This is a genomic window from Flavobacterium subsaxonicum WB 4.1-42 = DSM 21790 (assembly GCF_000422725.1).
Classification (GTDB): domain Bacteria; phylum Bacteroidota; class Bacteroidia; order Flavobacteriales; family Flavobacteriaceae; genus Flavobacterium; species Flavobacterium subsaxonicum.
Window position 1 is genome coordinate 136,176 of the sequence record NZ_AUGP01000025.1, and the last position, 14,079, is coordinate 150,254.

At 42.8% G+C, this 14,079-nt stretch carries 13 protein-coding genes; 3 read left to right on the plus strand and 10 right to left on the minus strand.

Translation table 11 applies throughout. The features are described from left to right. Positions 1–237 precede the first annotated feature (237 nt). The 8 genes from dgt to G509_RS0108465 form a co-directional block, all read right to left on the minus strand. Complete coding sequence (dgt, locus tag G509_RS0108430) at positions 238–1,584, minus strand: dGTP triphosphohydrolase (protein WP_035738762.1); 1,347 nt, start codon at positions 1,582–1,584, stop codon at positions 238–240. Between the two features lie 150 nt (positions 1,585–1,734). Then, the gene (locus tag G509_RS21715; protein ID WP_035738748.1) at positions 1,735–1,983 is read right to left on the minus strand and encodes a hypothetical protein; all 249 of its coding nucleotides are present in this window, start codon (positions 1,981–1,983) and stop codon (positions 1,735–1,737) included. A 63-nt stretch (positions 1,984–2,046) separates the two neighbouring features. Next, positions 2,047–2,544: an RDD family protein gene (locus G509_RS22820; RefSeq protein ID WP_026991122.1), complete on the minus strand. Its 498-nt coding sequence runs from the start codon at positions 2,542–2,544 to the stop codon at positions 2,047–2,049. Positions 2,545–2,566: 22 nt separating this feature from the next. Continuing rightward, positions 2,567–3,067 carry an RDD family protein gene (locus tag G509_RS0108445; protein ID WP_035738751.1) on the minus strand — a complete coding sequence of 167 codons (501 nt, stop codon included), beginning with the start codon at positions 3,065–3,067 and terminating at the stop codon, positions 2,567–2,569. 113 nt (positions 3,068–3,180) lie between these two features. Beyond that, positions 3,181–4,023, minus strand: coding sequence for a DNA damage-inducible protein D (gene dinD / locus G509_RS0108450; protein WP_026991124.1), 843 nt, complete (start codon positions 4,021–4,023; stop codon positions 3,181–3,183). Between the two features lie 9 nt (positions 4,024–4,032). Next, positions 4,033–6,459, minus strand: coding sequence for a ribonucleoside-diphosphate reductase subunit alpha (locus G509_RS0108455; RefSeq protein ID WP_026991125.1), 2,427 nt, complete (start codon positions 6,457–6,459; stop codon positions 4,033–4,035). A gap of 82 nt (positions 6,460–6,541) precedes the next feature. Next, a complete protein-coding gene (locus G509_RS0108460; protein WP_026991126.1) occupies positions 6,542–7,519 on the minus strand; it encodes a ribonucleotide-diphosphate reductase subunit beta in 978 nt (325 codons plus the stop codon). A 246-nt stretch (positions 7,520–7,765) separates the two neighbouring features. Continuing rightward, positions 7,766–8,362 (minus strand): DUF3109 family protein, encoded by a 597-nt coding sequence (locus tag G509_RS0108465; protein WP_026991127.1) that lies wholly within the window; start codon positions 8,360–8,362, stop codon positions 7,766–7,768. Positions 8,363–8,486: 124 nt separating this feature from the next. Between G509_RS0108465 and G509_RS0108470 the strand changes: the two genes are divergently transcribed. From G509_RS0108470 to G509_RS0108480, 3 genes are all read left to right on the plus strand, one after another. Further along, positions 8,487–9,080: a MarC family protein gene (locus G509_RS0108470; protein WP_026991128.1), complete on the plus strand. Its 594-nt coding sequence runs from the start codon at positions 8,487–8,489 to the stop codon at positions 9,078–9,080. Positions 9,081–9,141: 61 nt separating this feature from the next. Then, complete coding sequence (locus G509_RS0108475) at positions 9,142–9,342, plus strand: hypothetical protein (RefSeq protein ID WP_026991129.1); 201 nt, start codon at positions 9,142–9,144, stop codon at positions 9,340–9,342. A gap of 5 nt (positions 9,343–9,347) precedes the next feature. After that, positions 9,348–9,968: an FAD-dependent oxidoreductase gene (locus G509_RS0108480; protein ID WP_026991130.1), complete on the plus strand. Its 621-nt coding sequence runs from the start codon at positions 9,348–9,350 to the stop codon at positions 9,966–9,968. 220 nt (positions 9,969–10,188) lie between these two features. Here G509_RS0108480 and G509_RS0108485 read toward each other — a convergent pair whose 3' ends face one another. Together G509_RS0108485 and G509_RS0108490 are read right to left on the minus strand one after the other, a co-directional pair. Beyond that, on the minus strand, positions 10,189–11,139 hold the full coding sequence (locus tag G509_RS0108485) for a DUF3078 domain-containing protein (protein ID WP_026991131.1): 951 nt from the start codon (positions 11,137–11,139) through the stop codon (positions 10,189–10,191). A 46-nt stretch (positions 11,140–11,185) separates the two neighbouring features. Further along, positions 11,186–12,955: a 1-deoxy-D-xylulose-5-phosphate synthase gene (locus G509_RS0108490; protein WP_026991132.1), complete on the minus strand. Its 1,770-nt coding sequence runs from the start codon at positions 12,953–12,955 to the stop codon at positions 11,186–11,188. Positions 12,956–14,079 lie beyond the last annotated feature (1,124 nt).

Sequence of the window (14,079 nt, forward strand, 5' to 3'; positions counted from 1 at the left end):
TGGTCAGTAGGCAGTTGCAGTAAGCAGTCTGCCTGTCATGTTGAGCGCAGCCTGCCTGCCGGCGCAGTGGATTCGAAAAATATCTTCAGTAAGAGCAATACAGTTACAAAAAAGCCGCACTAATTTTTAGTGCGGCTTTTTTATTATAATTTATTTATGCGCTTTTCGACTCCGCAGTGCTCAAAATAACACCGTGTACGTAAACTGAAACTGCAACTGCGACTGCAAACTCGCGCTCTATGCTTTATTAACCCCCGTAATGGTATTATAAAGCAACAGGGCTTTACCATCGGTAAGGGTAGATACAAAGTGGCAAATATGCAGCAGGCGGTCGTACAGGTTCATTTTATCGGTAACAAATTTTTCAGGGAGCAGCTTAAGCACCAAGGTGTCGTAATTACCGGCTTTTCCCTCAAATTTGTTGTTATAAGCCGTGCAAAAAGTATCTAACAGCGTATTGATAATACGGTAGCCAATAACTTCTTTTTCTACCACCTCGCGGCTTTGGTAAATGTTTTTAATGCTCAGGCTTATAATGTCTTTCATCTGGGCAGTATACTTGCCCTGATCGGTCAGTGCATACGCGTATTGCCCTGCCAGTATCTTATCTTCATTTTCCAAAAACGTAGTAACAGCATCATTTATAAGCGTGCCTATGGCCAGTGCGCGCAGGTAGCTAATACGGTCTTCTTTAGTGGTAAGTGTTTTGTACTTATCTACATGCACCGTATCCTTAACCAGTTTGATGAGGTATTCTAAAGCAAATTCCTCTGGTATTACGCCAAGGTTAATGCCGTCTTCAAAATCTATTATGGTGTAGCAAATATCATCAGCAGCCTCAACCAGATACGCCAGCGGATGGCGCTCAAAACCAACATCATCGCCGGTTTTGTTAGGTATCAGCCCTAAATCGTTAGCCACATCCTGAAAGAACGCCGCATCGGCCTGAAAGAAACCGTATTTCTTGTCGGCTATATTAGCGGTAGGCTTTTTAGGTAACGATTCTTTAGGGTACTTCATAAAAGCACCCAGCGTAGCATACGATATGCGCAGGCCACCCTCTATACCGGGGCGCGATGCCGTAAGCAGGTTAAAACCGTTGGCATTGCCCTCAAAATCTATCAGGTCCTGCCATTCTTTGGCGGTTAGCTGGTCCTGGTATTGCAGGCCGCGGCCAATTTTAAAATATTCGCCTATGGCTTTTTCGCCACTGTGCCCAAAGGGCGGGTTGCCAATATCGTGTGCCAAAGAGGCTGCCGCCACAATAGCGCCAAAATCGTTCATCTGGAAACCGTGAATGTCCTGCAGGTACGGGTGCTTTTCTAATATCTTTTTACCCACAAGCCTGCCCAGCGAGCGGCCTACTACAGATACCTCAAGGCTGTGCGTTAAGCGGGTGTGTACAAAATCGGTTTTAGAAAGCGGAATTACCTGCGTTTTATCCTGCAGGCTGCGAAAGGCAGACGAGAAGATTATACGGTCGTAATCTACCTCGAAACCCAAACGGGTATCGTCTTGCTCTTTGCGCAAACGCTTGCTTGTATCGCCCTGCCTTTTTAAAGACAAAAGCTGTTCCCAGTGCATCATTGTATTGATTTCAGATTTAAGAATTCAGAATTTAGATTTAAGATGATAGACGTTAGATAATAGATGATAGACGGAGGTCTAAAGTCCGGCGTTTATTGCAAAATGCAGATGTCTATCATCTATTCTCTATCGTCTTCTTATCTCGCGCTACTCTTTTCCTTCTTCCCTTATAAACTTCTTCTTATCGGCTAACGAAAAATCTTTCGATTTTTTAGGATACTGGCCGTGGCTAATATCGCTTGCATTTTCTATAACCGATTTAATAGCTATTTTGTCGCCTTCATTAAAACGTGTAGTTACCATTTTATAGTCAAGCAGGTACTCTCCGCAAAAAAAGTTGCCTTTTTCGTCTTTTTCTATTATTCCGGTGTAAACCGGTTTATCATCTTTAGCCATTGTTTTTGTTTTTATATGATTTTATGCCTTGCCCGTAATAAGGGTTTGGCTTTGCAATTTGTATTAAATGTCTTCGCCGCCTATATCTTCTATAGAGTCTTTCTTGCTTAGCGCGGCATTATATTGTTTGGTGTTTACCACCAGTGTTTTAGAAAGGCTATCGTGCCAGCCTATAGGGCTAAATAAAAACGATATAAACTCGAAAGGTATATTGCGGCAAATGGTGCGTAAAAGTATGGTAATACTATCGGGCGCAGAACCATCTCTCATAACCACTTTAGTACCGGTAATATACTTACCCAGCGTGCGCGCCGAAACCGACTCTAACAGCCCATAATAAATAATAGAGGCCGCCACATTGTACATTGTAAACCCAAAACTACTAAGCAGGGGCTCCCACGTTTCCGGTTTTTCTAAGTTGCTTACGCCCTGCGCCTTTGTATTAATAACAAGCGCCGTTAACGCAATTATGTATACTACAACGCTGTCTATAATATTATTAGCAAACCGCTGGCCTTTAGTGCCCAGCATGCCGTAAGTAATTTCAATTGGTTTTTCCATCGATAAATTTTAGGCGATACGTTTAGATGTCCTGAACGGCTCCTATCTCGCTAAATGAATTTTTTATTTGTAATGCTGCGTTAAACTTTTTTACGTTTACCACATAAATGCCGGCAGCGCTATCGTGCCAGCCCCTTGGGTATGACCCGAAAAAAGAAAATACCTCGAAAGGTAAAAAACGGCATAATGTTCTTATAATAACAGCCTTTGCTTTTGGTTTGGTTCCGTCTTCCATAACAATCATGGTTCCGGTAATGTATTTGCCAATAGTCCTTCCGGTGGTTAATTCCATAGCTATATAATAGATGCTCATAATTAAAACACCCAGTATATTAGCCTCGGCATCACTCATGCCTGACAACCACACTGCAAGACCATTACCTATAATTAATGAAAGTAATGTAACAATTATAATCGCTATAAAAGCAAATATAAAAATTGCCACAATATCGATAAGTAAATTTGCAAACCTTACGGGCCGGTCTACCAGCACATCGGTACTTATTGTATTTGTTGTTGCCATGTATGATGATTTTTACAAAAATAGCAAAAAAGGAGCATTGCTGCCCCTTTCTTGTTTTTATATATAACCTAAAAAAATTAAATAGATTAATCTACTAATGAGTATTTACAGTATTAATTCAACTTATCTGGATTCCTGCTTGCATTTTTAGTTTCTGAATTTACTCTTCTTTCTAACTTTTTAATATCTTCTTCAGCGGGTATGTTTTCGGGAACAATTTGTCTGTCTAACAGAAGTTTTCTTACTCCTAAATTGTTTTTTACGTGTTCGTTAGATATTTTTGATTCTGTTGTTAAGCTTTTATCTCTTGTGTTGAAAACTGTAATCTCAGCTGCAAAATCTTTAGCTTTTATTATTATTGTTGGAAGGAAATCTGCTAAGGGTCTGGTTTCGGGAACATTTAATCTTTTTTTCATTTGAGAAGTATTTTTCCCTCCAAATAATGCTTGATCGCCTTTACTCCTTATTATGCCAAAATCTTTATCATTGCCAGTTTTTTCATAGATGAGTTCTGATAATTCTTTTTCAGATAAAGTTAACTTTTGCCTTGCATTTAGTCTTTCCCAATCATTTATTCTTTGTGCAATAATTTCATATTTTCTTGTTTGAATAGCGAAATAATTTTGAGCAAAAGCAATAGGTTGTTTTTTTGGATCTCCATTTTGAGCGATTAAATAACAAGCATAGCGAGTTAGCATTATATCATCGATTTCTCTTTCCGTTCCAGAACCAATTGAGACCATTTTGTTGACATCAACAAAATGGTCTTGTATTGAATGTTCAGAAACTTCACAAGCGGTCTTAGCTTTGGATATAACTTTATTGAAATTTCTCCATTCAGTATATCCTAAAAGATGCTGTAGATCCCTTGCATACCAAAATTCTATACCATTTTCTGTGCTTTTAGAGTGACTTTCGAAATCATCTGTTAAGCCCTTAATAATCTCATTTCTCATAATATACAACTAAGATCCGCACATTTCGCAATCGTCCGGCTCTGCAGCACGAGATCGCTCAATCATGGCCTGAAATTCTGAAAGCTCTACCGCTGTAGCCTCTACAGGCACAGCAACAGGCTTAGCTTTTGGGGCTGCAATAGCCTCCACTTCCGGCTCTGCTTTTTTATCGTTATTAAGTGTAAACTTAATAGCATCAACCGCACTTTTTGTACGCAGGTAGTACATGCCTGTTTTTAGGCCACTTTGCCATGCATAAAAGTGCATAGACGTAAGCTTAGAGTACGATGCGTTTTCCATGAACAGGTTAAGGCTTTGCGACTGGTCTATAAAATAACCACGCTGGCGGCTCATGTCTATAATGTCTTTCATACTCATTTCCCATACGGTTTTGTACAGGTCTTTAATATCCTGAGGTATGTTGTCTATATTCTGGATAGAACCGTTAGCTCTCATAACCTCTTGTTTAAGGCTCTCGTTCCAAAGGCCAAGCTCTACAAGGTCGTGCAGTAAGTGTTTGTTTACTACAATAAACTCGCCCGAAAGTACCCTACGGGTGTATATGTTAGAGGTATACGGCTCAAAAGCTTCGTTATTACCCAATATTTGCGATGTAGATGCTGTTGGCATTGGCGCCATAAGCAATGAGTTGCGCACACCGTTTTCCATAACCTCTTTACGTAGCGAAGCCCAGTCCCAACGGCCGCTAAGGTCGCTGTCGTTAAGGCCCCAAAGGTTGTACTGAAATTCGCCCTGAGATATTGGCGAACCTGCGAATGATGAGTACGGACCTTCTTCTTTAGCCATTTCCATAGATGCGGTAACGGCAGCAAAGTAAATAGTCTCAAAAATTTCCTGGTTAAGGGCTTTTGCGGCATCGCTTGTAAACGGAAGGCGCATAAGTATAAAGGCATCGGCAAGGCCCTGTACACCCAACCCAACAGGGCGGTGGCGCAGGTTGCTGTTTTCTGCCTCTTTAACCGGGTAGTAGTTACGGTCTATAACCTTGTTAAGGTTACGTGTAATGCGTTTGGTAACGTTAAATAAAAACTCGTGGTTAAATTTACCGTTCTCTACAAACATTGGTAATGATATAGAGGCAAGGTTACACACCGCGATTTCGTCTTCGCTGGTGTACTCCATAATCTCTGTACATAAGTTTGACGAACGAATGGTGCCAAGGTTTTTCTGGTTGGATTTTCTGTTGGCTGCATCTTTGTACAGCATGTAAGGCAATCCGGTCTCAATCTGCGATTCTAATATTTTTTCCCAAAGCTCACGTGCCTTAATGGTCTTGCGGCCTTTGTTGGCAGCCTCATAGCCCAGGTACATAGCATCGAACTCGTCGCTGTGTACGTTGTACAGGTTAGGGCACTCGTTAGGGCACATTAGTGTCCAGGTGCTGTCTTCCTGAACGCGTTTCATGAACAGATCCGGAATCCACATGGCAAGGAATAGGTCGCGCGTGCGCATCTCTTCTTTACCGGTATTTTTTCTAAGGTCAAGAAATTCAAAAATATCGGCATGCCAAGGCTCAAGGTAAACGGCAAAGCTGCCTTTACGCTTGCCACCGCCCTGGTCTACATAACGGGCCGTATCGTTAAACACCCTTAGCATGGGTACAATACCGTTGCTGGTACCGTTTGTACCACGAATGTACGATCCTGTTGCCCTAACGTTGTGTATAGATAAACCTATACCACCGGCCGATTGCGATATCTTAGCCGTGTTGCGAAGCGTATCGTAAATACCGTCGATGCTGTCATCTTTCATTGAAAGAAGGAAGCAAGACGACATCTGTGCTTTTGGCGTACCGGCATTAAACAGGGTAGGCGTAGCATGGGTAAAGAATTTTTTAGACATAAGCTCATAAGTTTCTATGGCCGAGTCGATATCGTTAAGGTGAATACCTACAGATACACGCATAAGCATGTGCTGCGGGCGCTCTACAATTTGTCCGTTTATTTTAAGCAGGTACGAGCGCTCCAGGGTTTTAAACCCAAAGTAGTCGTAATTAAAATCGCGGTTGTATATAATGGTAGAGTCTAATCTTTCGGCATTGGCCATTATGGCATCATACACCTCGTCAGACAGTAGCGGAGACTCCTGGTTGGTGCGAGGGTTAACATAATGGTACATATCCTTCATGGTTTCAGAGAAGGATTTTTTAGTGTTTTTATGTAAGTTGCTAACCGCAATACGGGCAGCAAGCTGGGCATAATCCGGGTGCGTAATAGTCATAGACGCTGCCGTTTCTGCCGCAAGGTTATCCAGTTCAGATGTAGTTACACCGTCATATAATCCTTCAATAACGCGCATAGCCACCTTAATAGGGTCTACAAGGTCATTCAGTCCATAGCATAATTTCTTTACTCTGTCGGTAATCTTGTCAAACATTACCGGCTCTCTTTTTCCGTCTCTTTTTACTACATCCATAGGGCAATAATTTAAGGTTTAGTAACTTGGTGGGATTGCCAATGCGCTCCCTATTAATAATCTTGGTTGGTCTCTTGGTTGATTAAAAATCAGCGTCGAAGCTAATTTTTTGAGAATCTTCGCCGTTGTTAATAACACCGGCTTTTTGGTATTCTGATACCCTTTTTTCAAAAAAGTTGGTTTTACCCTGTAACGATATCATATCCATAAAATCGAACGGGTTGCCGCCGTTGTACTGCCTTTCGCAGCCCAACTCTACTAAAAGCCTGTCGGCCACAAACTCCAGGTACTGTATCATCAGTACACTGTTCATGCCAATAAGGCTAACCGGTAACGACTCTGTAATAAACTCACGCTCAATATTAAGCGCATCTATAATAATTTCTTTAATACGGTCTTTAGGTACTTTGTTAACTAAATGGTGGTTGTGCAGGTGCACGGCAAAGTCGCAGTGTACGCCTTCGTCTCTCGATATAAGCTCGTTAGAAAAGGTTAAGCCCGGCATAAGGCCACGTTTTTTAAGCCAGAAAATAGAACAAAATGCACCCGAAAAGAAGATGCCTTCTACGGCTGCAAAGGCAATAAGCCTTTCGGCGAAAGAGTCGCTCTCGATCCATTTAAGGGCCCAGTCGGCTTTTTTCTTAATAGCCGGGAATACCTCTAATGCACGGAACAGCTGGTCTTTCTCAACTTCATCCTTAACATACGTGTCTATAAGCAGCGAGTAGGTTTCGCTGTGTATGTTTTCCATCATGATCTGGAAACCATAAAAGAATTTAGCCTCGGCATACTGCACTTCGTTCACAAAATTCTCAGCAAGGTTCTCGTTCACAATCCCGTCAGACGCGGCAAAAAAAGCAAGTATATGTTTAATAAAGTATTTCTCGTCGGTGCTTAATTTGGTGTTCCAGTCGTTAAGGTCCTGGTGTAGGTCAATTTCTTCTGCAGTCCAAAAACTTGCCTCCATTTTTTTGTACCAGTCCCAGATATCGTGGTGTTTTATCGGAAAAATCACAAAGCGGTTCTTGTTCTCTTGTAAAATGGGTTCTATTGCAGACATACTATTTTGACTTTTATGGTATTATAAAAAATGATATTATTCTAAAGGCGGATTACAAAGATTGCGATTTGATTTAGAAAATCAAACCTAAACTTGTAACTACTTATTCACAATTTTGGAGAGTTCTTAACAACAGTAAAATTTACATTGTTTACAATAAAATTTTACAAAATATTGAAATTCAATAAATTAAAAAATTTAACAGTAGCAAAAGTTTACAATTAATTTACACTTAAACAGAGTGTTTTAAAGGCGTTTACGGCGGTTTGGTAAAGGGTTTTGTTTAAGTTCGTCGGCAACTTTTTCCAGTTCCATGTACCAGTCTGCGCCAAATTTTCGTATAAGGGCTTCCTTTACAAATTTGTAAACCGGCACTTCTAATTCTTTACCCAGGGAGCAGGCAGGGCTGCAAATATCCCAACGGTCGTAATTAACGGCGGCAAAATCGGTAAAGTCTTTTACACGAATGGGGTACAGGTGGCAAGATACCGGTTTTTTCCAGGTAACAATACCCTGGTTGTAGGCTTGCTCTATACCGCAAAGCGCTGTCTTACCGTCAAAAATAACGTAAGCGCAGTCTTTGTTGTCTATAAGAGGGGTTTCAAGGTCGCCATCGGTACCGTTAACCCAGGTGCCCTGGGCTTCTATGGCAGCAATACCTTCTTTTCTAAGAAAAGGTTTAACCAATGGGTATATCTCCTCAAGTATTTTGGTTTCTTCTTCATTAAGCGGTGCTCCTGCATCGCCATCTACACAGCATGCCCCCTTGCAAGCCGATAGGTTGCAAACGAACTCTTTTTCTAAAATGTCTTCTGAGACTATGGTTTTTCCTAATTGAAACATGGGGCAAAGATAGGCAAAGTTGCCCAAATTAGTTTGTAATCTAACCGCTGCAAAAATATTAAATTGCCATTTTATTGGTACGTGCCTTATTTATAGGTAATTTTGCACGCACAAAATTTTTGTTATGGGATTAGACTGGGTAGACGCTTTTAACTGGAAAGAAATCTTTACCATAAGCATGGTGCTTTTTGCCGTTATAGACATTGTGGGCAGTGTGCCCATAATAGTAGACCTGCGCAATAAACTGGGCCACATACAAAGCGAAAAAGCCTCTATAGTAGCTATGTTTATTATGATAGTGTTTTTGTTTGTGGGCGAAGAGATACTTAAGCTTATTGGCATAGATGCCAGCTCTTTTGCCGTTGCCGGATCGTTCGTGCTGTTTTTTTTAGCGCTCGAAATGATATTGGGCATACGCCTTTATAAAGAAGACAGCCCCAGCACGGCCTCTATTGTGCCCATAGCATTCCCACTAATTGCAGGTGCCGGTACCATGACAACCTTACTGTCTTTACGTGCCGAGTACGAAAAGATAAACATTATAATTGCCATTATTATTAACGTAGTGGTAGTGTATGCCGTGTTAAAATCATCGGCTAAAATAGAAAAGATTTTGGGCAACAATGGCCTGGGCGTAATACGTAAAGTGTTTGGGGTAATACTTTTAGCTATAGCTGTTAAATTATTTGCCTCTAATGTTAAACAATTGTTTGCCTAATATTATATTTTTTAATTTTAGGGCCAACAAATAGTCTATATCACCTTAAGATATATTTACAATGAAAACTTTTATTTACATCCTGATAGTCTTAGCATTAGGACTTACCATTTTTAATGTTACACAGCTTGATTTCAGCAACTTACTGGAAGGTAACAGCGTTGTGGCATTAATTGGCATTATAGCATCGTTGTGTGCTATATGCATTCTTTTAATTTTTAAAAGTGCCCAAAGCATAGACGAGAAAACAAGAAACCGATAAAATTTATGTTTGATTTACTTATTGTAGGTGGCGGTGTTGCAGGTGTTTCCTGCGCCCTGATCCTTGGTTCCGGCCTTACCCGTGCGTATGGCGAAGGCAAAAAAGTTGGTATTTTTACCCACCAGAAAGCCTCTTCTTTACAAAACGGCCTTTATAACAATGCATATGGCATTGCTCCCGGTACCCGCGGGGCCGATTTATTAACTACAAGCCTTGAGCACCTTGCTACAACGTATCCGTTGGTTGAGCAAATTCCTTTAGAAAAAGTACTGAATGTAGAAGGCACTGCCGGAAACTTTACCGTTACTACCAACAAAGATACCTACCAGGCTAAAAGTGTTGTGGTAGCTATAGGGTCGGCCAATAGCTTTGATTTTGAAGGCCTTATGCAGTATGTTGTACCGCATAAAAAAGCAATGCCCGAAAAAAACCGCATACAGCTTGTTAACGATGACCACGTTATTGCCGAAGGTCTATACGTAGCCGGAACCCTTGCCGGAACCCGAAGCCAGCTTGCTATTGCAGCAGGAAGCGGTGCCGCCGTTGGTGCCGATATACTAAGCTTATGGAACGATGGCAAGCATACACAGGCACACGATAGCGTACCTAAGCAGGCAACAGTTTAACCGTTAGGGGTTTGTAGTTTTGAGTTTAAGGTTGCCAATCATGCTTAAGTATTGAGTATGAGTGTCATTCCGACGAAGGAGGAATCTAAAACCTACAGCAATAGATGATATAAAACAAAAAGCAACCCATTGTGGGTTGCTTTTTTATTTTGCAGAAGATTCTAACAGTCCAAAAATGTTCTAACAATCTAATGTTCTAACAATCTAACCATCTGATAATCTAAAAAGTATAGCTAAGCCCAACACCAAGGGTTTGCTTAAGCTGTACTTTAGGGCCGCCTGTTACTACAGTGCCGGCAACTTCTTCGCTTGATTTAATATCATCATCATAAATAAAGTTGGCGCCAATGTTTGCTTTAACGTACTCGTTAACAGTCATATCCAGCTGTAGCTGATAGTTAACATCTATGTTGCCAAAGCTGTTAAGGTAATCGGTATAAAGGGTAATGCGGTTGTCTAACATTATGTTTTTAAACACCTGCCTTTTAAACTGGCCGGTAAAAAGCATACCCACCTCGGTACGCGATCGTTTACCGGGGGTTATAATGTTGCCATCGGCATCTTTAACGGCGGCTTCAACCCCAAAAGCACCCTGATCTGCAAGAAACTGGTTTAATACCAACGTGGTTTTATCGGTAAGTGGAGAAAGGTACAGGGTTAGCCCTAAATCTTTTCTAATATACTCGCTACCAACCCCGAGGAATATAGTAGCGGGGGCAAACGGACCCGATATCTCAGCCGTAGTATTAGGGTAAGAATAACCGTTGCTAAACTGGGTGTTAAAGTTAAACTTGGCACTATAGTACCAGTTAGATACAGTGTCGCGGCGGTAGCCAAAAGTGGAGTTGAACTGAAACTGGTCGTCGGTCTTGCGCAGTTCCTGGCCTTCCTGGCTGTTAATACCGTACCTGATAATCAGTTCGTTAAGCCAGTTGATATTTTTGCGGGTGTATTTACGTGTAAAATTGCCCTTAGCCAGTACCGATACCGAGTTATTACCACCCACGCTCCAGTTTACAAAGGCAATTTCGCTAATATCAAGCCCTACAACATTGGTGCGTTCCCAGTAGGTAATAGAGTCAGGCAATGTGGTGGTTATCAATACCTGAGAGCGGCCTTTTTGGGCAAATGCAATAAGTAGTAAAGCTATTAAACAGGCTTTCAATCTCATCTAAAACGTTTTTTTAATTGGAAATAGTTTGCAAAAGTCGGCATTTTCAGCAAGCTGAAAAAATATCCGATAAAGATTTAACGTCAATATTACAGTAATGTTGTAACTCGCTGGTACTGCCGTGCTCTATAAAAGAGTCCGGAACGCCTAACGTTTTTATTTCCAAAGAATAATTATTTTTTGCCGCGAAAAAAATAATACTGCTTCCAAAACCACCAATTACAGTGCCGTCTTCCACTGTAATTATTTTCTTATGACTTTTAAAAATGGCGTGCAGCGCATCTTCATCCAACGGCTTTACAAAACCAAAATGATAGTGCGAAAAAAGGCTTGATTTTTCACTTTCGGATATTGAGATCGCCACATTATTGCCAATTGTGCCGGTAGAAAGTACGGCAACATCGGTTCCGGTTTTTAAGGGCACCGCTTTGCCCATTTCAATTTTTAAAAAAGGCAGCTGCCAGTTTACATTCTGGCTTCGCCCGCGCGGGTACCTGATAGCAATAGGATGCTCTAACCCAAGTTGGGCGGTGTACAATATGTTGCGAAGCTCGCTCTCATTAAGCGGGGCAAAAATAATAAGGTTGGGTATGCAGTTAAGGTAGGCAATATCAAACACGCCGTGGTGGGTGGCACCATCTTCGCCCACAAGGCCGGCGCGGTCCAGGCAAAAAATAACGGGCAGGTTTTGCAGGGCCACATCGTGAATAACCTGATCGTAAGCACGTTGCAAAAAAGTAGAGTAAATATTGCAAAACACCACCATGCCCTGTGTAGCCATGCCGGCGGCCAAGGTAACGGCATGCTGCTCTGCAATACCCACATCTATAGCTCTTTGCGGGAAAGCTTCCATCATAAACTTCATCGAACTACCCGATGGCATGGCCGGGGTAATGCCTATAATCTTAGGGTTTTGCTGTGCCAGTTCTACCAGCGTAAGCCCAAAAACATCCTGGTATTTGGGTGGCAGGTGGCTATCGGCTACAGCCAGCACCTCGCCGGTTAGTTTGTCAAATTTACCCGGGGCGTGGTACTTAACCTGGTCTTCTTCAGCCTGTTTAAGTCCCTTGCCCTTAGTGGTAATTATATGCAGGAATTTTGGCCCCTTAGTATTTTTAAGTTTTGTAAGCTCTTTTAAAAGCGTGGTAAAGTCGTGCCCGTCTACAGGGCCGGTATAATCAAAGTTAAGCGACTTTATCATGTTGTTTTGCCTCGGGTTCCTGCCGTCCTTAACCTGGGTAAGGTAGTGTTTAAGCGCGCCAACACTGGGGTCTATGCCAATGGCGTTGTCGTTTAAAATTACCAACAGGTTAGCATCCGTAACCCCCGCATGGTTAAGGCCTTCAAACGCCATGCCCGATGCTATACTGGCATCGCCAATAACGGCAATGTGGTTTTTAGCCGTATCGCCCTTTATTTGCGAGGCTATTGCCATGCCCAGCGCCGCCGAAATTGATGTGCTGCTGTGGCCGGTGCCAAAGGTATCGTACTCGCTTTCGCTACGTTTAGGGAAACCGCTAATGCCGCCCAGTTGGCGGTTGGTGTCAAAATTATCTTTACGGCCGGTAAGTATCTTGTGGCCGTACGCCTGGTGGCCCACATCCCAAACCAAAAGGTCGTTGGGCGTATCAAAAACATAGTGCAGTGCAATTGTAAGCTCTACCACGCCAAGGCTTGCGCCAAGGTGACCCTCTTTAACCGATACAATATCTATAATAAACTCCCGCAACTCGGCAGCCAGTTGCGGCAACTGCTCCGGCATTAGTTTTCTAATATCGTTGGGGTACTGTATGGTATCTAATAATTTGCCTGCCATGATTTTGGACCTCACCCCCAGCCCCTCTCCAAAGGAGAGGGGAGCGAGCTTCGTGGATTTATTGTTGTAAGGCAAATTTACGATATAATGCAATAGGTTTGAAAAGGAACGTGTGAGCAAAATGGGTTTAGTCCTCACCCCCAGCCCCTCTCCACACGAGCGCAGCGAACTGGCGCAACAAAGGAGGGCAGCTACACTCGGGTGTTTGAATAGAGATAACAATTGCCACACTATACCCGTTCCAGGCTCCCCTCTCCTTCGGAGAGGGGTTGGGGGAGAGAACTATAAGCAATATGGTCATAGTAATTTTAACCACACTATACCCGTTCGCAGCTCCCCCTCTCCTTTGCTGCGCCAGTTCGCTGCGCTCGTGTGGAGAGGGGTTGAGGGTGAGGTTAACCAATGAGTGAGACGCATTCAATGCGTCTCTACTGAAAATTGGTGGTGTAAGCATTGTCAACACACTATACCCGTTCTCGGCTCCGCTCTCCTTCGGAGAGGGGCTGGGGGTGAGGACTATAAGCAATATGGTCATAGTAATTTTAACCACACTATACCCGTCCATGCTCCCCTCTCCTTCGCTGCGCTCGTGTGGAGAGGGGTTGAGGGTGAGGTTAACCAGTGAGTGAGACGCATTCAATGCGTCTCTACTGAAAATTGGGGGTGTAAGTCAGGTCGACACACTATACCCGTCCATGCTCCCCTCTCCTTTGGAGAGGGGCTGGGGGTGAGGACTAAGAAGTGTAATTTATATTCGGCTAAAGCCAAAAAACCGCCTGCATCCATAACCCCTGACTAAAGTCAGGGGCAACACATCGCTGTAATGAGTTGCATGTTGATGTTCCACACTATACCCGTCCATGCTCCCCTCTCCTTCGGAGAGGGGCTGGGGGAGAGGACTAAGAAGTGTAATTTATATTCGGCTAAAGCCCAAAGCGGCCCGCACTTATAATCCCTGACTAAAGTCAGGGGCAACACATCGCTACATAAATAGTATACGGTTTGCCACACTATACCCGTCCATGCTCCCCTCTCCTTTGCTGCGCCAGTTCGCTGCGCTCGTGTGGAGAGGGGCTGGGGGTGAGGACTAAGAGCGTAATTTATATTCGGCTAAAGCCAAAAAA